The 22,557-nt window shown below is 33.3% G+C and carries 24 protein-coding genes; 8 read left to right on the top strand and 16 right to left on the bottom strand.

Annotated elements, in window-relative coordinates:
• The 5 genes from DG508_RS00005 to DG508_RS00030 form a co-directional block, all read left to right on the top strand.
• On the top strand, window positions 1–622 hold a 622-nt coding region (locus DG508_RS00005; RefSeq protein ID WP_159090544.1), incomplete at its 5' end, for a hypothetical protein.
• Window positions 623–1,058: 436 nt separating this feature from the next.
• The gene (locus DG508_RS00015; protein WP_159090546.1) at window positions 1,059–1,370 is read left to right on the top strand and encodes a hypothetical protein; all 312 of its coding nucleotides are present in this window, start codon (window positions 1,059–1,061) and stop codon (window positions 1,368–1,370) included.
• Window positions 1,367–1,759, top strand: a complete 393-nt coding sequence (locus DG508_RS00020; protein ID WP_108866186.1) for a hypothetical protein — start codon at window positions 1,367–1,369, stop codon at window positions 1,757–1,759. Before DG508_RS00015 ends, DG508_RS00020 begins: the two co-directional genes overlap by 4 nt.
• 78 nt (window positions 1,760–1,837) lie before the next feature.
• Complete coding sequence (locus DG508_RS00025) at window positions 1,838–2,149, top strand: hypothetical protein (protein WP_108866187.1); 312 nt, start codon at window positions 1,838–1,840, stop codon at window positions 2,147–2,149.
• A complete protein-coding gene (locus DG508_RS00030) occupies window positions 2,146–2,562 on the top strand; it encodes a hypothetical protein (RefSeq protein WP_108866188.1) in 417 nt (138 codons plus the stop codon). The genes DG508_RS00025 and DG508_RS00030 overlap by 4 nt, the downstream gene beginning before the upstream one ends.
• Before the next feature lie 74 nt (window positions 2,563–2,636).
• Here DG508_RS00030 and DG508_RS00035 read toward each other — a convergent pair whose 3' ends face one another.
• Entirely contained in the window at window positions 2,637–3,314 is a 678-nt protein-coding gene (locus DG508_RS00035) for a CPBP family glutamic-type intramembrane protease (RefSeq protein ID WP_108866189.1), read from the bottom strand.
• A gap of 427 nt (window positions 3,315–3,741) precedes the next feature.
• Window positions 3,742–7,206, bottom strand: a complete 3,465-nt coding sequence (locus tag DG508_RS00040) for a fibronectin type III domain-containing protein (protein WP_108866190.1) — start codon at window positions 7,204–7,206, stop codon at window positions 3,742–3,744.
• A gap of 509 nt (window positions 7,207–7,715) precedes the next feature.
• On the opposite strand from DG508_RS00040, the gene DG508_RS00045 reads away from it, so the two are divergent.
• The 3 genes from DG508_RS00045 (at window position 7,716) to DG508_RS00055 (ending at window position 10,716) form a co-directional block, all read left to right on the top strand.
• A complete protein-coding gene (locus DG508_RS00045) occupies window positions 7,716–8,369 on the top strand; it encodes a uracil-DNA glycosylase family protein (RefSeq protein ID WP_103867396.1) in 654 nt (217 codons plus the stop codon).
• A 274-nt stretch (window positions 8,370–8,643) separates the two neighbouring features.
• On the top strand, window positions 8,644–9,594 hold the full coding sequence (locus tag DG508_RS00050; protein ID WP_108866191.1) for a Rossmann-fold NAD(P)-binding domain-containing protein: 951 nt from the start codon (window positions 8,644–8,646) through the stop codon (window positions 9,592–9,594).
• 3 nt (window positions 9,595–9,597) lie between these two features.
• The gene (locus DG508_RS00055) at window positions 9,598–10,716 is read left to right on the top strand and encodes an aminotransferase class I/II-fold pyridoxal phosphate-dependent enzyme (protein WP_108866192.1); all 1,119 of its coding nucleotides are present in this window, start codon (window positions 9,598–9,600) and stop codon (window positions 10,714–10,716) included.
• Between the two features lie 189 nt (window positions 10,717–10,905).
• Here DG508_RS00055 and DG508_RS00060 read toward each other — a convergent pair whose 3' ends face one another.
• The 14 genes from DG508_RS00060 to DG508_RS00125 all read right to left on the bottom strand — a co-directional run bounded on the left by DG508_RS00060 (window position 10,906) and on the right by DG508_RS00125 (window position 22,405).
• Window positions 10,906–11,547 carry a hypothetical protein gene (locus DG508_RS00060; protein ID WP_159090547.1) on the bottom strand — a complete coding sequence of 214 codons (642 nt, stop codon included), beginning with the start codon at window positions 11,545–11,547 and terminating at the stop codon, window positions 10,906–10,908.
• Window positions 11,548–11,592: 45 nt separating this feature from the next.
• On the bottom strand, window positions 11,593–12,183 hold the full coding sequence (locus DG508_RS00065; protein WP_108866194.1) for a DUF1287 domain-containing protein: 591 nt from the start codon (window positions 12,181–12,183) through the stop codon (window positions 11,593–11,595).
• Window positions 12,184–12,254: 71 nt separating this feature from the next.
• Window positions 12,255–13,016 carry a tryptophan synthase subunit alpha gene (gene trpA / locus DG508_RS00070; RefSeq protein ID WP_108866195.1) on the bottom strand — a complete coding sequence of 254 codons (762 nt, stop codon included), beginning with the start codon at window positions 13,014–13,016 and terminating at the stop codon, window positions 12,255–12,257.
• A gap of 101 nt (window positions 13,017–13,117) precedes the next feature.
• A complete protein-coding gene (gene trpB / locus DG508_RS00075; RefSeq protein ID WP_108866196.1) occupies window positions 13,118–14,299 on the bottom strand; it encodes a tryptophan synthase subunit beta in 1,182 nt (393 codons plus the stop codon).
• A 79-nt stretch (window positions 14,300–14,378) separates the two neighbouring features.
• The gene (locus tag DG508_RS00080; RefSeq protein ID WP_328515260.1) at window positions 14,379–15,059 is read right to left on the bottom strand and encodes a phosphoribosylanthranilate isomerase; all 681 of its coding nucleotides are present in this window, start codon (window positions 15,057–15,059) and stop codon (window positions 14,379–14,381) included.
• A gap of 2 nt (window positions 15,060–15,061) precedes the next feature.
• Entirely contained in the window at window positions 15,062–16,198 is a 1,137-nt protein-coding gene (locus tag DG508_RS00085; RefSeq protein ID WP_108866198.1) for an SDR family oxidoreductase, read from the bottom strand.
• Window positions 16,195–16,977, bottom strand: coding sequence for an indole-3-glycerol phosphate synthase TrpC (gene trpC, locus DG508_RS00090; protein WP_108866199.1), 783 nt, complete (start codon window positions 16,975–16,977; stop codon window positions 16,195–16,197). Before trpC ends, DG508_RS00085 begins: the two co-directional genes overlap by 4 nt.
• Window positions 16,978–16,993: 16 nt before the next feature.
• Window positions 16,994–17,413 carry a GrpB family protein gene (locus DG508_RS00095; protein WP_108866200.1) on the bottom strand — a complete coding sequence of 140 codons (420 nt, stop codon included), beginning with the start codon at window positions 17,411–17,413 and terminating at the stop codon, window positions 16,994–16,996.
• A gap of 37 nt (window positions 17,414–17,450) precedes the next feature.
• Complete coding sequence (locus DG508_RS00100; protein ID WP_108866201.1) at window positions 17,451–17,969, bottom strand: hypothetical protein; 519 nt, start codon at window positions 17,967–17,969, stop codon at window positions 17,451–17,453.
• Between the two features lie 21 nt (window positions 17,970–17,990).
• Window positions 17,991–18,986 (bottom strand): anthranilate phosphoribosyltransferase, encoded by a 996-nt coding sequence (gene trpD / locus DG508_RS00105; RefSeq protein WP_108866202.1) that lies wholly within the window; start codon window positions 18,984–18,986, stop codon window positions 17,991–17,993.
• Window positions 18,987–19,032: 46 nt separating this feature from the next.
• Window positions 19,033–19,605: an anthranilate synthase component II gene (locus DG508_RS00110; protein ID WP_108866203.1), complete on the bottom strand. Its 573-nt coding sequence runs from the start codon at window positions 19,603–19,605 to the stop codon at window positions 19,033–19,035.
• Between the two features lie 119 nt (window positions 19,606–19,724).
• Window positions 19,725–21,122 (bottom strand): anthranilate synthase component I family protein, encoded by a 1,398-nt coding sequence (locus DG508_RS00115; protein WP_108866204.1) that lies wholly within the window; start codon window positions 21,120–21,122, stop codon window positions 19,725–19,727.
• A 229-nt stretch (window positions 21,123–21,351) separates the two neighbouring features.
• Window positions 21,352–21,918 carry a YceI family protein gene (locus DG508_RS00120; protein WP_108866205.1) on the bottom strand — a complete coding sequence of 189 codons (567 nt, stop codon included), beginning with the start codon at window positions 21,916–21,918 and terminating at the stop codon, window positions 21,352–21,354.
• A 28-nt stretch (window positions 21,919–21,946) separates the two neighbouring features.
• Window positions 21,947–22,405 carry a MarR family winged helix-turn-helix transcriptional regulator gene (locus DG508_RS00125; RefSeq protein WP_108866206.1) on the bottom strand — a complete coding sequence of 153 codons (459 nt, stop codon included), beginning with the start codon at window positions 22,403–22,405 and terminating at the stop codon, window positions 21,947–21,949.
• Between the last annotated feature and the right edge of the window lie 152 nt (window positions 22,406–22,557).

Raw genomic sequence — 22,557 nt, forward strand, 5'->3', positions numbered from 1 at the left:
ACATTATACACACTCGTTTCTTAACCTAAAGGGAATAGAAGGTACCCAATGGAAAAGCCTAGATGGCGCATGGCATAGTTATCAAGAGATTCAACACGCAAAAAACGGATTTGTAAGACAAGGCCTAAAAACCAGCCATCATTGGGCAAAAGTAAGAGGCGGTAAAGCAATGCCTTTTCCTAAAGCACTTGGAAAAGTGTGTTTTGCGGTTACTATTTTTGTTACAGCACGTAACATATCCACAGCTACATCATATAATGATTCTAATTTAAAAGAGATGAAAGATAAAGCTGCTGTAGATATTACTATGGGGTTTGTCGCTTTTATTTCTGGATATGGTTGGGCGATATCAGGCACTTATTTTTTGATGGATATGGATGGTGCGTTTGGTAATTGGGGGCAACCCAGTGGTTTTAGTGCCCAACAAACCAGTACATGGGCACGAGAGCGGGAGCAGTGGGCAAAAGAAGATTTTCATACCATGGATTTTGAGCTAGATTATGACCCTCCAGCAGAGCAAATGCGTACCGATATGATTAGAGAAATAAGAGAGTTTAAGAGAGATAAAACCTATGTGAAATCTGATAGAATATTATTTAACTCTAAAGAATTTCGTAAATGAAAGAATGGCTAGTAAGAATACACCCCCCCAAGTATTTACGCTACTTCTTTTATATTGCGTATAGCTGGTATAGAGGTTATAAAAGCGAACGTAATGAAGCACATGCTACAGCTATAGTCTTNGTTANNTGGTTTGTGCATACCCCTCTTCTTTTAAGGGTATTACATGCTTTTAATAAAGGAATAATACTTGAACTTAATGAATACCAAACGGTGTATCCTATTGCTATTATTACTGGGTTATTGTTTTATTATTTATTTTGGTATCAAGGTAAATGGCGTGTATATGTAGAAGAATTTAAGCATTTTAAGAAAAAAGATAGAAGAAAAGGAACTGTTTATTTATTTATTTATTTACTTATTTGCACACTAATATCTTTCGATTATATATTTTTCTATTAATTCCAGTTTATACAAAAAATGCAGTAGATATTGTTATGGGTTTTACTGCTTTTATCTCTGGATATGGCTGGGCGATATCTGGTACTTATTTTTTGATGGATGCCAATGATGAATTTGGTGATTGGGGTAAAGCTAGGGGGTATAGTACCCAACAAGCCAGTACATGGGCACGAGAGCGGGAGCAGTGGGCAAAAGAAGATTTTCATACCATGGATTTTGAGCTAGATTATGACCCGCCAGCAGAGCAAATGCGTACCGATATGATTAGAGAAATAAGAGAGTTTAAGAGAGATAAAACCTATGTACAGCCCAAAATGATATATCAATCAAAAGCTTTGCGAAGATGAGTAGTTGGTTAGCAAAAATAAGAGCGCCAAAATATTTACGTTACTTTTTTTATATTGCTTATAGTTGGTATAGAAGTCATACAAGCGAACGGTATGAAGCGCATTATACAGCAGCTATTTTTTTAGGTATATCAAAAGCATTAATACTATTATTCTTTTTGAATCTTTTTTTTACTGATGCAATGTATAGAGATGGTAATAGAAACGAATGGGCATTTTTTATTTGTACAATTACTTTTATTATTTTTTATTATTTGTTTATTTATAAAAAAAAATGGAGAAGTTATATTGATGAGTTTAGCTATTTAAAAAGGCAGGACCGTAGAAGAGGGACTATTTATTTATTTATTTATATGTATTCTTATGCCAGTTTCACATATAATTCTTGATGAAGTATTTGGGATACAGCTTATAGAAAAGCATATAGAACCTATTATACAAAATACTCAATAGATATAGGTGTTACTATGGGATTTGTTGCTTTTATCCCTGGATATGGCTGGGCGATATCTGGTACTTATTTTTTGATGGATGCCAATGATGAATTTGGTGATTGGGGTAAACCTAGCGGCTATAGCACCCAGCAAGCTAGTGCGTGGGCACGTGAGCGAGAGCAGTGGGCAAAAGAAGATTTTCATACCATGGATTTTGAACTAGATTATGATGCCCCACCAGAGCAAATGCGTACCGATATGATTAGAGAAATAAGAGAGTTTAAGAGAGATAAAACCTATGTGCAGCCCAAAATGATATATCAATCAAAAGCTTTGCGAAGATGAATAGTTGGTTAGCAAAAATAAGCCCACCAAAGTATTTACGGTATCTATTTTTTATCGTTTATTCTTTTTATAGGTCATATAAAAGTGAACGTAATGAAGCACCAACTATCGCTATTTTGTTTTTAGCTTTTATACACATGATTGGTTTATTTTCACTTGTTTTTATTTTTTTTAGTAATTATATCTTTGATGAACTTGGAGAAAATGTAGGAGTAATAATTATTCTATCTATAATAAGTTTTGTTCATTATTTCTTATTCTTTCAAGGTAATAAATGGAGAAGTTATATTGATGAGTTTAGTCATTTAAAAAGAAAGGATCGTAGAAAGGGAGCTATTTATTTATTTATTTATGATTCTCTTTCTTTTTGCTTTTTCTTGCTGGGTAATAGTCCAAACTTCTCCTTATTATAAATAATAAAAGCTGTATGAATTGAGAGGTTTAGGGGCGAAATCCTCCTTTTTTACTCAACTGTAAGTAGTTGTTTTTAAAGTATAATATCGAATATAAAATGTAATACAATAGCATATAGTATTCCTGCTCTAATTCTAACGAAACTCAAAATAAAAGCTCCTATGAGTTGAAAGATAATAGTTTTTAAATAGCCTATTTCTAACTCTTTAGAGTTGAAAAAATGAAGAAAAGCGAATAGAAATGCACTGAAATACACAATATAGCTAAAGTTTTTATTCCAAAATTCGATAAGCTTTGAATTATATTTTTTTCCAATAAAATATAGAATTAAAAATAACATTATAGCAAAAATCCCCGTTTCTATTAAACCTTCAGGTTCAAAAAACATATTATTAAAAGATGTTTTTTTATAATAATAAGAAAATATTCCAGTGATAGATATAGAAAATAATAAAGGTTTGAATTTTGTTAAAAACCCTCGAAAAGCAAATTCCTCGAAAATTGCAACCATTGAATATAGTATGATTGGATGGTATAGTTTTTCAACATTTTCATTCATATTATCATTAAGCTCTCCTGTTGAATATAAATAGATTGCATATAGTAATAATAAAGGGATAATAAGTAGAATATTTAAAAGCAATGAATTAAAAGTTAAGAGAGATTTGTTTTTTATTCCTTCTGTTTGCTTTAAATAATTAGGTTTTTTCAAGAATTGAAAGAACTCTTTCCAATTGGTCAGTGTATTCATCGTATTGTATGTTAGTTTATTTCTAGTTAGACTATTTTCAATAAAATTTGTTACTGAGTTGTTTTTTTAAATTCAAGTCTTTTTGTTTCAATTCCATTTTTCACTTTCAATTTCAGGTGAATTATTCCTAAAACATTTTTCAAATTTGATTGTGTGAGTATTTCTGTAACTTTCTAAATTAGGGATTCATTTCACTTTTTGATTCAGAATCTAGAAACTAACTAAAAAATCACTGTGATTTTCGCTAGATTATGATCCGCCAGTAGACCAAATGTGTACCGATATGATTAGAGAAATAAGAGAGTTTAATAGAGATAAAACCTATGTGCAACCTGATAGAATATTATTTAACATGTTTTTCAGAAAAATAAAAGCCTCTTGAAATTCATTTTTCAAGAGGCTTTAGTAATAAACTATATCTAGACTTTTATTCTTTTACAAATCGAGCATTTTGGGTACCTACTTTTATAAAGTAAGATCCAGCTTCTAAGTCTTCAATATTAATAGTATTGGTAGCAGCTCCTTGGTCCACTATTTGACCTAATGGAGTATAGATTGTATAGGATTTAGAACCAAGATTTCCTGTTATAATATTAAGAATAGCTCCCTTTACAGGATTTGGATATATTTTTAATCCATTCTTAATTATAGTTGGTGGTGCTATCGTCACAGTACCCGAAGCAATTGATGCTACAGGATTGCCACAAGCACCAAGGTTTGTCCAACTTGTTGTTGTTTTTTCCCATAGATTACCTTGATAAACTACTTGATCACCTGTCTGATATGAAATTGAAGCATTATGTTGCGAAACACCATCACATCGATTTGCTGATGCTGTTGTATTTGTTACAGCTACTTTATCTATAGCAATATCTGCTTGCCATGTAGTTCCTGTAACTCTATTAAACCGTAGTTGAACACCTCCCCCAGCATATGAGCTAAGATCAATGATTGCATTTTTCCAAGAATTACCTTGACTATTAGTTTGACTCCAAATACTAGTCCAGTTAGCCCCTTGATCTGTGCTGATTTCTACAGCAATACTTCCCATATTTCCAGTACCATTCATATGATAGCTAAATGTAAAACTAGCTTGAGTTGTTGATGATAAATCAAAACAAGGAGAAGTCAAAATAGCTCTTTTGTTAGGATACCCAGTTCCATTACCAGAAGCTTCAACGTACATATAATACGACCCCTGTGTTGCACTTGCAGGTCCAGTTCCACTTGATGGAGTACCACTAGCATCTACAGTCCAGTTAATATCATCTGCTGTAGATTGTGACCATGCCCCCAAAGTATTTTCAAACCCTTCATTGTATGGGAAAGAAGATATTCCTGAGGTACATCCATTACCTGTACCACCACCAGTAGTAGTAGCGCTTATTGTAGAGCTAAATGCAGATTGATTACCCGCTGCATCTTTAGCTTTTATTCTAAATTGATAGGTTGTATTTGCTGTTAGGTTATTAATTGTTGTCGTTGTTCCTGATACAGTTCCAAGGTTTGTGTTTCCTCTATAAATATCATACCCAATTACTGCAACATTATCTGTAGAAGCAGTCCATGACAAAACTAGTTTTGTATCTGTTATTGAAGAAGCTGTTACATTTGTAGGAGCAGAAGGAGCCTCAGTATCTCCAGGGTTTGTTGAATCTGCAAGTGGCACTTTCCATACACCACGACCATAAGTAGCCGCAAGAAGCACTTGATCTTTAAGATTAACTTCTAAATCACGAACAGCAACATTTGGTAAGTCTTGAGAATAATTCTGCCAGTCATTGTTTCCATTTTTATGATACACACCAAGGTAGGTACCTAAATAAATAGATTCTGTACCTTTTTGGTGTTTTACGATAAATTTACCTTCATTAGGCAGATTACCACTGATATTTGTAAAATTAGTTCCTTGATTTGTAGACTTAAAAACACCTCCATTACTAGAACCGCTTGTTGAAACATAAACAATTTGGTTATTGTCATTGTGGACTTCTATAGAAGAGATGTTAGTTTGAAAAGTTTCTATTTTGGTCCAGTTTACACCTTTGTTGGTACTTTTAAATAGATTTTTCTTACGGGCAACATACATAATGTTTCCATTTATTGGGTCTAGTTCTATATGATCAATCTTTCCTCCAAAATTGAAATTACTTAGCTTTTGAAAAGAATTCCCATTTAGCTTATAAAAACTAGAATATCCAGCATATAAAACACCATTTTTATCAGATACTAATGGGGTGATCCAGTTTCCTGTTTCTGGCCCTCTTGCTACTTGCCTTTGACTTGCTCCTCTATTTGTAGTTACATAAAGATTCTGTCCATTTTGAATAAATCCATAATAGGTGTTATCATTATTTCCACTAACAGCACAATCCATACCATCTGCGCCATAATAATTATTCCATTCAGTTCCGTTAAGTGCATACCCTCCATTATCTTGTAAACCACCAACTACATGATCAGCACTGCTATTTTCTGCTACTGAAATTCTGTAGAATTGTCCTATTTGGAGTCCTTTGGTAAGATCTTTAAAGCTTTGCCCATTATTTTCAGAAATATAGATTCCTCCGTCACTTCCACAAATAAGTTTTCCATCATAATATCTCAAAAAATGTATATCGGCATGCGTATATGTTGCTTGTCTTGGAGAGGACCAATTATTAATTTTAGAAAAATTACTTCCTCCATTTGTTGATTTCCAAACATTAAGGCAGCCTACAAAGACCGTATTCGCATTTTTATCAGAAACAGCAAGTGCTAAGTCATACCATGCTTGAGAACTCTCAAGAATATCTCTAGTTTCTGCTGTCTTTGTAAAACTAGCACCACTATTTGTTGAACGATATAATCCTTGAAAAGAGTAGTTAGAAGTCCTTGAGCGTGCACTTAGTACATATACATAATTTGGATTTGCAGGGGTTACATCGATTACTAATCTTCCTGAACTTGAAGGTAGCCCACTTTGAACTCTTGAAAAACTATCACCTGCATTTGTAGATTTATAAAAAGACGTTGCTGTTACCGCATAGATTACATTTGTGTTACCAGGTTTAAGCTTTATGTCTTTAATGTTACCTTGTAACGTTCTGTTCCAGTTAGCACCTGCATTGGTAGTTTTGTATACACCTACACTAGTAGCCACCCATAATTCATTAGAATTATTGGGGTTTATATAAATATCATTTGCTGTAGTTTGTGTATTAGTAAACCTTAAACCTGTTTGAGACCAAGTAGTACCTCCGTTTGTAGATTTAAGAACACCAATACTATAACTATCACTTGCGTCATCGTCTCCTGTTGCAATGTAAATTATATTCGAATTTTTAGGATCTATAGCAATACCAGAAACTCCTATTTGAGATAAATCATCTGATAACGGAGACCAGTTAACCCCTTTGTTGGTAGATTTCCAAATTCCTCCTGCAGGTGCACCAGCGTACATAACATTTGGATTATTTGGATCTATAATTCCAACATTAATTCTTCCTTGACCAGGAGACCATGAAGATGCCTGATTATGATCAAAAGGACCCATTGGTGTCCAACTAGGTGCAGCCTTACTATTTTTTTGAGAGGATGCCATTTTACTTTTGGCAGCCGTAGTAGTAAAGAAATATGCGGGAGAAGGTAGTGTTCCATCTGGTAATACGGCATTTTTCCAATATTCTCTCCACCTCATAAATGGTTTGTATCCACTTCCTTTTTTGGTATGGTCACGACCTTTCCAGTAATTATCAAATGCAGTGGTAATTTCTTCAAAGGTTATTTTCTCATCGATTACAGATGTTTTTTTGTTGCTTTCAAATTCTGCCATCCATGGAGCTGAAGCATTATATTGTGCTATCGTACAATAGCAGGTAAATAGCATTAAAGTGATTAATGTTTTTTTCATTGTGTTAGGTTAAAAATTAAAAATTGAGTTTGATTTGTGAATAAAAAAATTAATGTGTGTAGAGTAACGATCTAAAAAAAACGATATAGTTGATATTGAGTATTACGAATTTGAATAGCTTTTCTTTGAAATCGTTCTCTCTTTCTTCATAGTTGAGTTTGTTTTTTAAGTTGAGTTGAGACTCGAAATTAGTATCTACTTTATGGATAAGTATTTGAAAGCTAGTATTCGTTATTTAATACCTATAATTCGTTAGTCAAAAACTAGAATTCGAAGTATTTGGTATACAAATAGTTATGTAGGAAATGGTGTACGGCAAAAAAGAAGACTAGTTAAATAATTTGATCAGATGCTTATTTTATGGATATGGTGTTTTTGACGATTGAGGTAAACTAAAGATGTATTATAAGATATATGATAGTACAAGATACTAGTGTAAACCCAACTATTTTTGATTTATAGAGAATCCAGTTATCTTCGTATAAGAATTCATCATCGATCTAGACATTATGTTTTTGCACACCCATCCTTATGAACCTTTTTTTCCAAAAGGAGCTACAAAATTAATTGTAGGAACTTTACCACCGCCACGATTTACTACAGGGGAGTTAAAAACAGGAGATGTAGATTTTTGCTATGGTAGTATTAGTGGATTACTGTGGCCAGTATTGGATAAAATTTTTGAACTAAACTTAAAATTTGAAACCACTCAAGAGGCAAGAGACCAGCGTAAAACATTTTTAAACTCTCGTGGGATAGGTGTTTGCGATATTGTACATAGCTGTATAAGAGAAAAAATAGATGCTTCTGATTTGGGAATGCAACAAATACAGCTTAGAAATCTTATAGGGTATCTAAAACAATATCCTAAAATAGATACCTTGCTTTTTACGGGGGGCAATAGTAAAAATGGACCAGAATATTTTTTTAGAAGACACCTAAAAGAATATAAGATGAAATTAGAAATAATATCAGATGAGGTTCCTAGAATCCATCAATTTAGAGTAGGAGAAAGAGTGATAAAAACAGTATCTCTCATTGCGCCGTCGGGAGCAGCCAACCGATCTATTGGGAGTTTACAGAAATATAAAGATCTAAAAAAAGAAAACCCCAAATTCAACACTATTGATTTTAGGGTAATGCAGTATAAACACCATTTCTAATGTAGGTCTCCCTAATAAAAATTAACCGTAGCTGTGATTATGCTAAGCTTCTATGATGTAATAGATTTTCTAATAGATAAAGAAGATTTAATAAAAAAATATATATTTGTATTCAAATAAAGATATAGTAACTTAGGTTACAAGCTTGTTTTTCAACTTTAAGGAAGAAAATAGGGAAAGCAAGTAAAATTTATGGAAGACCTCCATATACCTTAAATCAATAAAAATGATTGAGGTGTATGGAGGTTTTTTAGTTTAACATAATACATACAGTATGAGTGTAATTATTAATCTGTCAGAAATTAAATCAATTCTCAAAAATATTGATTTGATGACGGCTATAGAAAAAGGTTTTGTGGAATATAGTAATGGTAATACTGTTATTCCACCAATAGGAGAGTTGCTTTTTGATAAGCCAGAGGGAGAGGTACATATAAAATATGGATACCTGAAAGAAGATGATTTTTTTCTAATAAAAATAGCTTCAGGGTTTTATGAGAATACAAAAATAGGAATTCCATCTAGCCAAGGGATGATGCTTTTGTTTAGCCAGAAAACAGGACAATCAGAGGCTATTTTATTAGATGAAGGGTATCTTACCAATATTCGTACAGCGATAGCAGGAGCACTAGCGGCCAAATATTTTGCACCAAAAAAGATAGTAGCTATTGGTATTATAGGAACAGGTATTCAAGCAAAATTACAATTAGAATACCTTCAACAATATACCTCTTGTAAAACAGTGTGGATATGGGGTAGAAATATAAAAAATGTTGAGAAATTAAAATCAGAACTGAGTGATAAGTTTGTAATACATATCGCAAAAACACCCAATGAAATCTCAAAACATTGTAATATAATTGTTACTACCACGGCTTCAAAAGAACCGCTATTATTATCAGAAGATATTTTACCAGGAACTCATATCACAGCTGTAGGTTCTGATACTTCAGAAAAGCAAGAATTACAAAGTGAAATTTTAGGCAAAGCTGATATCGTGATTGCAGATAGTATTTCTCAAAGTAAAAGTAGAGGAGAGGTTTATAGAGCGATTCAACAAGGTGCGATACTCCCAGAGAAAGTTGTTGAACTGGGTAATGCTATTAAAAATGAGGGGCTACAAAGGAGTAATGAACAGCAAATTAGTGTTGTAGACCTTACAGGTGTTGCTATACAAGATATTATGATTGCAAAATCAATTTATACAAACTACAAAAAACAATAGATTATGAATATTCCAATTTTTGAACTAGAACGAGTACAGTCTTTATTTGAAAACACTGTTGATTATAATTTGACAGAGAGTGGTTTTCATCCGTATACACTAAATGAATTATTAGATAAACAACAAATAGATACACTTACTAATACAGTATTAGGATATGGACAGACCAATGGATCTATACCATTGCGTAAAAGAATAAGCGCTCTTTATAATGGGGCTAATGAAGAGAATGTTTTGGTAACCAATGGTTCTTCTGAAGCAAATTTTATTGCATGTCATACGCTATTAGAAAAGGGAGATGAAGTTGTAATGATGGTTCCTAATTATATGCAGATTTGGGGTATTGCAGAAGAAATGGGATGTATTCCTAAAGCTTTTCAGTTACTTGAAGAAAATAATTGGAAACCAGACTTAGAACAATTGAAAAAATTGGTTACCTCAAAAACTAAAATGATTGCCCTTTGTAACCCCAATAATCCAACAGGATACACGCTTACTAAAGAAGAAATGAAAGAAATTATAACTATAGCCAAGAGTGTAGATGCCTGGGTATATTGTGACGAAGTGTATCGCGGAGCGGCTTTAGATGGAAATGTAAGACAAAGTTTTATGGGTATGTATGATAAAGTAATGGTAAACGGAGGGCTATCAAAAGCCTATGCTTTACCAGGGTTACGCTTAGGGTGGTTAGTTGGCCCAGAAAAAATAATTGCAGATACATGGGCATACCATGATTATACATCAATTACAGCAGGAATTATGAGCCACTATATAGGAGAAATAGCACTACAACCAGCGAAACGTCTGGAAATTTTAAATAGAAATAGAACCATGCTTAATGAAAACTTGAAAGCAGTAAAAGAATGGTTGAATCAGTATGGGGATTTGTTTGAATATACAGCTCCACAAAGTGGAGGAATGCTGTTTATAAAATATAATTTAGAAATCAACTCTACAGAACTAGCAGAATGGCTGCGTAAAGAAAAAAGTGTTTTTATTCTCGCGGGTGATTGTTATGGGATGGATTATCATTTTAGAATAGGCATAGGAGAACGCAAGGATTATATTTTGGCTGGATTAGAACGAATTAAGCAAGCTTTAAAAGAACGTTTTGATATTTAAACTTGGTAGTGTATAAAGAGTATAAATACAGTAACCTTGGTATTATTCCTGAATTGATTTTTTGCTCATTAAGTGAGACCTTAATGCTCAGAAATTAAAGGTTTGTTTCAAACGAATACTTCATGAGTTTACTACCAAAGTAATTTATCAAAAAATCAATTCAGGAATGGTATCAGGAATTTGTACAGGTTATTGTCTTAAAAATATTTTGAGAGCATCACTCTTTTGCATTGCATAGGCAAGTGATTTGTTATAGAATGATTTCTCTGGTTTGTAATTTGTTAAGGATAATACGTTGGGTAATTCCATCCCCCATGATCCTGATTTTGTTGTCTCACCAGGGATAATCATTACCACATGCCCGTAAGTTTCTGAGGTGTCAATGATTAATGATAAACCACCTCTCTCACTATGTTCTAATGCCTGTTGTATGCTTTCTTGATTTATTGTACCTAATTGTAGCCAGTGTTTTGACCGTTCTGCAATCGGACGAATACTGTCATATACCACATACCCTAATTTGGGGTCATTAAACTCGGTAAGCTCGTGCATTTTTGTAATCACTTTGGTAATACTATTTCTACAATCATTACGTTCGGTAGCTGCTTTTTTACAAGTGATAAAATTTTGAACTTCCTGTTCAAAATCTACATCATTAGGTGATGATGCAGGGGTAGAGCGAGTTTCTGTTTGCCGTGTTTCTGTTGGATTGATATCGCGATCTGTAGTTGATTCTATCTCGTCTTGAGTTTCGATATCTTTTTGTTTTTGATTCTCTTTACAAGCAAAGACAAAAGCGAACATAAGGAGCAGTACTATGTTTTTTTTCATGAGTATTGTTTTTTTATTAATTGAATAGAGCTTGTGTATTGATTCTTATTTTTTATAGTGATAATGTCCAATAATTTTATAGTCAAACAAGCAATCAGCGATTACTTGACCTCCGCCAATGTTATGTACGATAAGATACCGTTGTTTATCTTCTGATTTTTTATTTACTACCAAGCCAATGTGTGTCATACCTCCTCCCAGATTCCAGCAAACGATATCTCCTGGCAGATATTCTTCTGGATTCATAGAGATTTTTTTGACTTTTCCGAATCGAGAAAAAAACTTCATTAGATTAGGCACTCTTCTATGGTCTATATTTTTATCTGTTCTTGATAGCCCCCAATTTTTGGGATATACTTCAAAATTAGCTCGCATATCCTCATGTACTTCTTTTTGAAGATCAATATCTAGTGCTCTGTATGCTCTGATAATAACATCTGTGCAAACCCCTGTGCCTTCTGGTACATCCCCGTTTGGGTATGCTATTGCATAATAAGTAGGGTCGTAGATCACTTGATCTTTGGTTAATGCCAGTCCAGCATCTGATAATTTTGTATTGAAATCGGTTTGTCCATACCCAAGTTGAATTATGCAGGTAAGCAAAAATAAAAGTGTACGATAGTTTTTAATTTTCATTTACTTACAGATGTTTAGTTTATACTTACTAATGTTTCAAAGCTCTTGATTGTTACTATGTCATGATCAAATTATCGAATATTTTTTACAAAATCACCAATACCTTTTGGTCCATTTTGCGTGAGATGTTTGATAAAAGCAGATCCAATAATAGCTCCATTGGTATTTTTGGTTGCTTGTGTAAAGGTGTCTTTATTACTGATACCAAAACCAACTATTTGAGGGTTTTTGAGCTGCAAAGCTTCAATACGTTCAAAGTAGTGCTGCTGTGTGTCTCCAAATGTACTTTTTGCCCCAGTGGTACTGGCAGAGCTTACCATATAAATAAAACCATTGGATACACTATCAATGAATCGAATTCGCTCATTAGAAGTTTGTGGCGTGATTAGAAAAACATTGATCAGTCCATATTTTTCAAAAATCTCTTGATAGTGTTCATGATATTCTGCTACGGGTAAGTCAGGGATAATCAATCCATCAATACCTATTTCTTGGCATTTGGCACAAAAGGCTTCTACCCCATATTGCATCATAGGGTTAAAGTATCCCATAATAATTAAAGGTATGTTTACCGATTTGCGAATATCTTTTAATTGCTCAAACAGAAGGTGTGTTGTCATTCCGTTTTTTAAGGCGATAGTAGAACTTTCTTGTATGGTAGGGCCATCTGCTAGAGGATCACTAAATGGTAATCCTATTTCGATCATATCTACACCGTGTTGCTCCAGATTCTGAATTATTTCTACAGTATCATGAAGTGAGGGATATCCTGCAGTAAAATATAAGGATAGTAATTTTTTGTCCTCGGCTAATTTTTGGTTGATTCTGTTCATAAAAGTGGTATGTTTTTCTCCTGATTAATATAGAGGTGGTATAAACTTTTTTGATTCTGGAAAAAAAGTTTACATCACTTCATAGCGTATGTATTGTTGATTTATAATTTAAAATAGTCTATGTAGGTGTCAAGGTCTTTGTCTCCACGACCAGAGAGGCTAATTACAACAATATCATCTGGTGCAAATTTTTTGTCATTAAAAATAGCCAATGCATGCGAGGATTCTATAGCAGGAATGATACCTTCTAGTTGTGATAGTTCTAATCCTGCTGCCATTGCATCTTCATCTGTAACCGAGTAAAATTCTCCTCTATTGGTTTTGTATAAATGTGCATGTAATGGCCCGACACCAGGATAATCTAATCCTGCCGAAATAGAATAAGGCTCGGTTATTTGCCCGTCTGTAGTTTGCATCAATAGTGTTTTGCAACCGTGTATGATTCCTTCTTTACCCAATTGAGAGGTTGCTGCGCTCTCACCACTATGCACACCTTTTCCTGCGGCTTCTACAGCTATAATACCTACTTTGGGTTCTTCTAAGAAATGATAGTAGGTTCCTGCAGCATTACTACCTCCGCCAATACATGCAACCACATAATCGGGGTTTTCTCTTCCTTCTTTTTCTTTAAGTTGCCATTTGATCTCTTCTGATATGATTGATTGAAAACGTGTTACCATATCAGGGTATGGATGTGGGCCTATAGCAGAACCTATAATATAGTGCGTATCAACGGGATTATTGATCCAATCACGTATGGCTTCATTTGTTGCGTCTTTTAGTGTTTTGCTTCCTGATTTGGCAGCTCTTACTTCTGCGCCCAGCATTTTCATTCGTGCTACATTGGGAGCTTGCCTCTTTATATCAATCTCACCCATATACACAATGCATTTGATCCCCATAAGAGCGCATACAGTTGCGGTAGCAACCCCATGTTGTCCTGCTCCCGTTTCTGCAATAATTCTGTTTTTGCCAAGTCGTTTGGCTACAAGAATTTGTCCAATGGTATTATTTACTTTATGAGCTCCCGTGTGATTAAGGTCCTCACGTTTTAAGTATACTTTTGTGTTGTGTTTTTTAGAAAGACGTTTGGCATAATACAAAGGAGAGGGTCGACCTACATAATCTCGTAATAATTGGTCAAATTCTTCTTTGAATGATGGCTCATTCATTATATCGAGATACTTACTTCGTAATTCTTCTACATTTGGGTAGAGCATTTCTGGAATATAAGCTCCTCCAAAATCTCCGTAATATCCTTTTTCGTTGGCTTGATAATTCATGATTTATGTGTTTTTTGTCATCTCTTCTATAATGAAATCTATTTTACCTCTTTCTTTATTTAGTAATGATTCATGTTTGCTATGAGATAACACGTTTTTTAAATTTTTTTAAATCGTCTATATTTTTTATGCCAGGGGCATTTTCAAATTTACTATTAACATCAATTGCATATAGATAGTTTGATTCTGGTCTGTTCATAAATGATGTAATGGCTTCTATTTGATCAAGGCCAATACCTCCACTCAAAATAAAGGGAGTGGTAGCGGGATAACCTTCTAGGACGCTCCAGTCAAAGGTATATCCATTACCTCCTTTTTCTTTTCCTTTGGTATCAAAAAGAAAGCAATCTACAATGGTTTCATATGGAGTTAATATGTCAAAATCAAAAGTATCTTTGATAGAGAATACTTTCCATATTTTGATTTGATCTTGTTGCTCTATATCAGATTTTATATTGGATATAGATTGACAACGTGTTTTTAATTTTTGACAGTATACGGGGGATTCATTACCATGCAATTGAATGACTCTAAAACCGTATTGCTGTACTTTTTCTATAACATAATCAATAGAGGCATTTACAAAGACTCCTACTTTTTTGATAGGTGATGGTACTGTAGGGATATCACCTTCAAAATTTCTGGGAGATTTTGGATAAAAAATGAATCCTAAATAATCAGGTTGTAACATAGTTACTTGCTGAATATTCTCAGGAGATTTCATTCCGCAAACCTTTATTTTTATGATATTATTTTTCAATGCTAAAGATTTGATGGTTCTAACTTGATATTTGTATTATCAAAATTGATATTATGAGCAAAATTATATACTTCACTAAAACTGTCTAACATATTTGGTTCTTCGATATCAGCAAGTATTTTACGTATTAATTTGGATTCAAAATAATGCTTTTTTGAAGTTGAGTATTTTACCAATTGACTACCGATTGTTTTATAGAATAGTTTTTCTATGGTAGTTTTGTTTTTTGGTTCTTCTGCAACTAGCTCAATTTCAACACCACATTTTTGCAAAATATTGGTGATAATATATTGTGTGGGCACATTTTGGGTCAATGTAATATTTAGTTGTTCTTCTTTGATCTCTGCGGCACGTATGATTCCTTTTGCTACATAATCAACAGGAACGATATTAAGTCCTCCATCTATGTTTAATGCCATTCGTATTTTTCCTAAATCGGGATATAGTTTTTTCATTTTTTTGAAGAACTCTCCAATAGAATAGAATACAATGTACCGACTGCTTACAAATTTTGGATAATCAATAAGCCTTCCTGATACTACACTAGGTCTGGCAATGGTGCAACTGAAATCATTTTCTTTAGCGATTTCTAATACTAGCTTTTCAACTTTCATTTTATAGGCTTCATAGAAGTTTCTAAAATCAAAGTCGGTTGCAGAGTGATAGTCATCGGTAATTTCACCTTCTATTTCTCCTCTGGAAAAAGCGGTGCTTACAAAAACGAGTTTTTTTGTTCGTGATTTGATTACCTCAAAAAATGCTTGCGTATTGATATAGTTTACATGTGCGATTTCATTTTTTGCTTTTTCTGTATTGCTTAGGTTTACAGAAGCGGCTAAATGATACACGGTTATGTTATTTCCTGCATCAGCAGGAAGTGTAAAGTTGTTAATCTCTCCTTCGATTACATGAATATACTTTTCTAAATATTCTTTGTAAAAAGGAGCTATTTTTTGCGGGATGAGTTGTTCTGTAAATACTTCATCCAGAAGGCGTTGTTTTGCTGATTTTGTTGGTTGTTTACGAATTAACACATAAATGGCTGCTTCTTCGTTTTTGGAATACAGGTCAAATAATAATTCAAACAATACATGTGAACCTATATTTCCTGTTACTCCTGTTACTAATACTGTATTCATTTCAACTTTTTTATAAATTCTATAGCGCTAGTACCTGGATCGTCAGTTTTCATAAAGTTTTCCCCAATAAGAAAACCCTTGTATCCATACTGTTGCAGGTCTTTTATGGCTTCTATATTACTGATGCCACTTTCTGAAACTTTTACAAAATCATCGGGTATTTGTGTACTTAATGTTTTACTGATATCGGTACTTACCTCAAAAGTTTTTAAGTTTCTATTATTTACTCCCAACATATCAAGAGAGGGCATTATTGATTTTTCTAGCTCTTCTTGATTATGTACTTCTAATAACACATCTAGTGATAAGCTTTTTGCAAATTGTGATAAGGATTTGATCTCATCACGAGATAAAACGGCTGCAATCAATAAAATGACATCTGCTCCATATGCTTTTGCTTCTAATAATTGATATTCATCTATGATAAATTCTTTGCGCAAGATAGGTAATTGTACTGTTGCTCTGGCTAATAATACATCTTCTAGTGAGCCTCCAAAATATTTTCCGTCTGATAGTACAGACATTCCACAGGCTCCTGCGGTTTGATATCCTTGTGCTACATCTTGTACACTTACTTTTTGATTAATCACAGCTTTAGATGGTGATCTGCGTTTATGTTCTGCTATAATACCTGTATCACTAGTGCGTAATGCTTGTGCTAGTGAATTTGTTTTGCGGTCAAATAATACTGAATTCTCGAATTGAGTAATAGGTAGTATACTTTTTTTGAGTGCAACTTCTTTGTGTTTGTCGGCAATTATTTTATCTAGAATATTCATTGTCGTTATATAATCGTTAGCGAGTAGCCTTTATTTTTTGTTTTGCTAATTTTGTGATTTTCATCACAAAATCTGTTTTTCCTTTTCTATCAAACCCTTTTGCAAATATCATATAATTTGGGCCATATCCTGATTGTATACAATATTCATAATCGAGTGTTTGCATTGCTTGAATGATAGATGTATCAAAAAGTAATTGAGATGGGATATCAATCAGCATATCTATACTACCTTTTGAAGCCAAACCAGAGATTGAGGTACTACCAATATGTTGAATATCTATTGCGGTAGCTTTTGATAATTTCTCCTCTATTAAATGTTTTTCTTTTTGAAAAACAGAGGCCCACGTTTCTTGATAGGAGATCATCTCTATCGGAAATAGTTCTCCCCATTCTTCGATAGTTAATTCTTCTAGTTTTTTATTAATAACATTCATTTTATCGTTTCAAAATATATAGATTGCTACTCTTTTATTACTTAATTACTTTTAATTCTTTCTTCTGCTGGTCATTCATAAGCAATCTAATGGATTCAAAATAATCAGTTTCGAAGGTAATTGCTATGATATCATCTGTTAAAAAATCATACTCATATTCTTTTTTGATGTTTCCATTGGGGGTGATCAAGTCTATGGTGAATATGTTTTCTTTTTCGGTGTTTAATTTTCCGTAAAATAGTTCTGCATGATAATCCTGAAATTCGAATAAACCGTATTTTTCTTCACTCCATTTTAGAATATCTAGAATGTTTGCAAACCGAAATGTATCAGGAGGAGTTGATTCAATATTTTTGAGTTTTAATACACGTGCAATTTTATCTTGTTTTGTTTTTGATTTTCTCTTTTTTATGGCACTCTTTCTATAGAGTTTAAATCCATCAATAACATAATCTACAGGTATATGCTTTACCAAAATCCATTCTTCATTTTCATCAATAAGTAGTCCAGTTTCTTTGTCTTGCCAACCTGTTATTTTATATGTTTCGACTTTCATTTTTTGATAATTTGTGATCTATTAATTTTTACTGAGCTGTTGTACTTTTTGTAGAGCGATGAGTCCTTTTCCTGAGAGTAAAGATTCTTTTGCTTTGTCAAACCCTTCTTTTGGCTGTAGCCCTTCTACTGTGGCAATTGCCATTCCTGCATTGGCGCAAACTACATTGTTTTGAGCTTCGGTTCCTTTACCACTAAGTACATTCATAAAAATAGTGGCTGATTCTGCAATAGAATTACCGCCATAGATTTGTTCTTGAGTGAGTGTTGGCACTCCAAAATCCAATGGTGAGAGCATGCCTTCTGTTGTGTTAGAGATGGTTTTTGTATTTCCTGTTAATGAGATTTCGTCATAGCCATCTAAAGCGTGTATAATTGTAAAGTTTTTATCGGTGTTTTGATATAGATATCCATACATTCTGGCTAATTCTAAATTAAAAACACCTACGATTTGATTTTTTGGAAAGGCTGGATTTACCATTGGTCCGAGCATATTAAAAAAAGTTTTTACTCCTAATTCTCTACGAATAGGTGCTACGTTTTTCATAGCTGGGTGAAATAAAGGTGCGTGTAATACGCAGATTCCTGCTTCATCGATACTGCGTTTGAGAAAATCTTTATCATTACTGAATTTGACTCCCAAGTGTTCCATAACATTAGAGCTACCACATGTAGATGAAACGCCATAATTACCGTGTTTGGTGACTTTGATTCCTGCTCCTGCTGAGACAAAAGAGGAGAGGGTTGAGATATTAAATGTATCTTTACCATCACCACCAGTACCACATAAATCAACTGGATTGTATTCGCTAAGATCGATTGCAATGCATAGCTCTAATAGGGCATTTCTAAATCCTTCTAATTCTTCTATGGTGATACTACGCATCATAAATACTGTGAGAAATGATGCTATTTGACTTTGATTGTATGCTCCTTTTGAGATGTTGACCAAAACCCTTTTGGCTTCTTCTTTTGAGATGGTCTCGTGATTGATTAATCGGTTGAGTAAGTTTTTCATCTGAATCGTGTTTGATATTATTTTTGTTTTTTCAGAAAATCTCTAGTTAGTTTTTTATCCAGTTTTCTAATATTTTTTTTCCATCAGGTGTCAATACTGATTCTGGATGAAACTGCACACCTCGTACATCTAATTCTTTATGTCGTAATGACATAATTTGTCCATTTTGATCGTATGATGTGACCTGTAAGCAATCGGGTAGGTTTTTATCTGCTACTACCCAAGAGTGATATCTACCTACATCAAAGGTAGCATCTAGACCGTCAAAAAGGAGTTCATCTTTTACAGATAATGTTACGTGGGTAGCAACCCCGTGATAGACTTCATCAAGGTTGATGAGGTCACCTCCAAAGACTTCTCCTATAGCTTGTTGACCAAGGCAAACACCAAAGATACTTTTGGTGGAGGCATAGGTTTTTATAATATCTTTTAATAATCCTGCTTCATCAGGAATTCCTGGGCCAGGTGATAGTAGTATTTTTTGAAATGGTTCTATGTCTTCTAATTGTAATTGGTCATTACGCTTTACAGTTACTTCACATCCTAGATCTTCGAGATAATGAACGAGATTATACACGAATGAATCATAATTATCGATTACTAATATTTTGTTGCTCATTGTTTTTTGTCGTTTCAAAGTTTTGTTGTCTTATTACTTTGTCTCTATGTTATTTTGTGTTAGGGATAAGAGCTTGGCTACCATGTAGCGCGGATAGCCCGACCCGTAGGGGAACACCGTTATATTTCTTCAGCAAGTTTTAATGCCTTAGTCAATGCTCCTAGTTTATTATATACTTCTTGTAATTCACTTTCTTCATTTGATTCGTTGACCAATCCTGCTCCTGCTTGCCAATGCAGTTCATGATTTTTACTTAAAAATGTACGAATCATAATAGCATGGTTGAAATTTCCTGAAAAATCCATAAACCCGATGGCACCCCCATAAAAATCACGATTGATGTTTTCGTATTTTTCAATTAATTGCATGGCCATATGTTTTGGAGCCCCGCTTAGAGTACCCGCAGGAAATGTGTCTCCTACGATTTGCATAGTAGAGGTATTCTTATGTTTTTTGCTGGTTACTTTACTTACCAGATGAATTACATGAGAATAAAACTGGACTTCTCTATAGTTTTCTACGGTCACTTGATTTCCGTTTCGGCTAAGATCATTACGGGCAAGGTCTACCAGCATTACATGTTCTGCATTTTCTTTTTCGTCTACAGATAGTTTTTTGGCAAGTTCTGCATCTTGCTCATCGTTTCCTGTACGTTTAAATGTTCCTGCAATAGGATGAATCTCTGCAATGTCATCTTTGACAACTAATTGTGCTTCTGGAGAACTGCCAAATATTTTGAAATCACCATAATCAAAATAAAAGAGGTAAGGAGAGGGGTTGACACTGCGTAGTGCTCGGTATACATTAAATTCGTCTCCTTTGAATTTTTGAGAGAATCGTTTGGATAGCACCAATTGAAATACATCACCACGATGACAATGTTTTTTTGCTAATGTAACGTGTTCTTTATATTGTTCGTCATCAAGATTAGAGGTTGTGTCTCCTACTGTTGAGAAATTATAAGAGGCAAAATTTTTGATTTTGAGTAAGGATTCTATTTCATCAATATTACTTTCTGATTGATAGCAATGTGCAAAAATATAGGCCTCATTTGTAAAGTTACTAATGGCAATAATATTTTGATATACTGTGTATTGTATGTCTGGAATGTTTAATGATTTTTCTTTTTTGGTAATGGAGATATCCTCAAAATAGCGAACGGCATCATAGGCAATATATCCAAAAAGACCATTGTTTATGAATTTGAAATCACTTTTTGAAGTTTCGAATTGATTACCAAATTGCTCGATAACTTCTGGGATATTGATATCTTCTGTGATAGGAGTTTCTATGATGCTTTTATCAGGAAAGGATTGATAAATGGTTTCATTCTCTATTTTGATGTTGGCAATTGGGTTACAACAGATATATGAAAAACTGTTTTCACTACCTCTATAATCATTGTTTTCTAATAATAAACTATTAGGAAAACGATCTCTTATTTTTAAATAAACGCTTACAGGAGTAAAAGTGTCTGCCAGAACTTGTTTGAAATGTGTGGTTAATTTATAACTCATTGTATGGTTCTAATATTTTTTTTAATTAGTACTTCTTATATAGAAAACAAAAAAAAGGCTTGTCGTGATTTGACAAGCCTTTTATATGTTTACTTAACATAATGACAGGGTCTATCTCACGACGCTTTCGTTCGAAAAGACCACCACCAATTGTTTGTTAAGATTGTTTTCATTTTTCTATTTATTGAGTCAAATATATAAATTAATTATAATTGGTACTAAAAAAAAATTACATTTTTAAGTTTACGGCTAATTCAAACTCGTCATTGATCGTTTTGTCTCCTAGATTATCAAAGAAACTTCCTGATCCGTATTTGATATCGTAATCGGTTCTGTCTACAGTAAGAATTGTAGAGGCAGTGTTTCCTTTTACAGTAAGGATAAACTTAACAGGGTTTGTTTTTCCTTTGATAGTCAAATCTCCTAGGATACTATATCCATTTTCACTTTTTTTAGCTTTTTTTATGACTAGCTTGGCTGTTTTATGGTTGGTAACTCCAAAAAAGTCATCAGAGTTTAGATGTCCTTCTAGGTCTTCTTTTCCTTTTCCTGCTTGAAGATCTGTAACAGCTAGTGAGGTCATATCTACTGTAAATTCACCTCCTGTTATTTTATCACCATCAAATACGATTGATCCTTCTGATAGATTTAATGTTCCTGTATGAGATCCTGTAACTTTTTTACCAGTCCATTGAATTGAACTTTCTGATGCTTTAATTTCTTTTTTCTGAGCAAAAGATGAGGTGGTTGCGATTACAGCAATTGCTAGGATGAATAATTTAGATTTTGTTTTCATGATTTAAAATAAGATTGCTTGTTAATTATTAATTTGTACTTCTTAGTTTGTTTAGTAAATTATTAAGGAGTATTAAATCCTCTTCAGAAAAAGTTGAAGTAACTTGGTTTTCAAATTGCTCTACTGCAAGGCTTACTTTGTCAAGAAATGACTTGCCTTGTTTTGTAATTGTAATTTCAACCTTTCTACGATTAGAAGGACATGTAATTCTTTGCGCATATCCTTTTTTGATAAGTTTATCTACCAATCGTGTCGTATTACTCATTTTATTGACCATTCTTTCTTGTATTGTAGAAAGATTGGCGGGTTTCTCTTTCTGCCCGTTTAAAATTCGTAATACGTTAAATTGTTGTAATGATATATCATATGGTTTTAATACCATATTAATTTTATCCATTATCCAATTCTCTGTGTATAGTAAATTTATCACGACTTTTTTTGAAAGAGGAAGTGCTGTTTCTGTTTTTATAATTTTTTCTATTTTCACATTTGTATGTACAACGTTTGTATGTACAAATGTATATTGAATTTTGTTTTGAAAACTCTAAAAGGTTATTAATTCTTTGTTAAAATACGGTTTTTAAGGATTGTTTAATAGTATTATTGTGTTTTAGAACGTATTACCATTTGGGTATGTTT

Source organism: Aquimarina aquimarini (assembly GCF_900299535.1).
Taxonomy (GTDB): domain Bacteria; phylum Bacteroidota; class Bacteroidia; order Flavobacteriales; family Flavobacteriaceae; genus Aquimarina; species Aquimarina aquimarini.

What these genes read in the sequence shown, in the direction of transcription:
- DG508_RS00015 (WP_159090546.1), top strand. Translation starts at nt 1,059, where the DNA reads ATGGGTTTTACTGCTTTTATCTCTGGATATGGCTGGGCGATATCTGGT.
- DG508_RS00020 (WP_108866186.1), top strand. Translation starts at nt 1,367, where the DNA reads ATGAGTAGTTGGTTAGCAAAAATAAGAGCGCCAAAATATTTACGTTAC.
- DG508_RS00025 (WP_108866187.1), top strand. Translation starts at nt 1,838, where the DNA reads ATGGGATTTGTTGCTTTTATCCCTGGATATGGCTGGGCGATATCTGGT.
- DG508_RS00030 (WP_108866188.1), top strand. Translation starts at nt 2,146, where the DNA reads ATGAATAGTTGGTTAGCAAAAATAAGCCCACCAAAGTATTTACGGTAT.
- DG508_RS00035 (WP_108866189.1), bottom strand. Translation starts at nt 3,314, where the DNA reads ATGAATACACTGACCAATTGGAAAGAGTTCTTTCAATTCTTGAAAAAA.
- DG508_RS00040 (WP_108866190.1), bottom strand. Translation starts at nt 7,206, where the DNA reads ATGAAAAAAACATTAATCACTTTAATGCTATTTACCTGCTATTGTACG.
- DG508_RS00045 (WP_103867396.1), top strand. Translation starts at nt 7,716, where the DNA reads ATGTTTTTGCACACCCATCCTTATGAACCTTTTTTTCCAAAAGGAGCT.
- DG508_RS00050 (WP_108866191.1), top strand. Translation starts at nt 8,644, where the DNA reads ATGAGTGTAATTATTAATCTGTCAGAAATTAAATCAATTCTCAAAAAT.
- DG508_RS00055 (WP_108866192.1), top strand. Translation starts at nt 9,598, where the DNA reads ATGAATATTCCAATTTTTGAACTAGAACGAGTACAGTCTTTATTTGAA.
- DG508_RS00060 (WP_159090547.1), bottom strand. Translation starts at nt 11,547, where the DNA reads ATGAAAAAAAACATAGTACTGCTCCTTATGTTCGCTTTTGTCTTTGCT.
- DG508_RS00065 (WP_108866194.1), bottom strand. Translation starts at nt 12,183, where the DNA reads ATGAAAATTAAAAACTATCGTACACTTTTATTTTTGCTTACCTGCATA.
- trpA (WP_108866195.1), bottom strand. Translation starts at nt 13,016, where the DNA reads ATGAACAGAATCAACCAAAAATTAGCCGAGGACAAAAAATTACTATCC.
- trpB (WP_108866196.1), bottom strand. Translation starts at nt 14,299, where the DNA reads ATGAATTATCAAGCCAACGAAAAAGGATATTACGGAGATTTTGGAGGA.
- DG508_RS00085 (WP_108866198.1), bottom strand. Translation starts at nt 16,198, where the DNA reads ATGAATACAGTATTAGTAACAGGAGTAACAGGAAATATAGGTTCACAT.
- trpC (WP_108866199.1), bottom strand. Translation starts at nt 16,977, where the DNA reads ATGAATATTCTAGATAAAATAATTGCCGACAAACACAAAGAAGTTGCA.
- DG508_RS00095 (WP_108866200.1), bottom strand. Translation starts at nt 17,413, where the DNA reads ATGAATGTTATTAATAAAAAACTAGAAGAATTAACTATCGAAGAATGG.
- DG508_RS00100 (WP_108866201.1), bottom strand. Translation starts at nt 17,969, where the DNA reads ATGAAAGTCGAAACATATAAAATAACAGGTTGGCAAGACAAAGAAACT.
- trpD (WP_108866202.1), bottom strand. Translation starts at nt 18,986, where the DNA reads ATGAAAAACTTACTCAACCGATTAATCAATCACGAGACCATCTCAAAA.
- DG508_RS00110 (WP_108866203.1), bottom strand. Translation starts at nt 19,605, where the DNA reads ATGAGCAACAAAATATTAGTAATCGATAATTATGATTCATTCGTGTAT.
- DG508_RS00115 (WP_108866204.1), bottom strand. Translation starts at nt 21,122, where the DNA reads ATGAGTTATAAATTAACCACACATTTCAAACAAGTTCTGGCAGACACT.
- DG508_RS00120 (WP_108866205.1), bottom strand. Translation starts at nt 21,918, where the DNA reads ATGAAAACAAAATCTAAATTATTCATCCTAGCAATTGCTGTAATCGCA.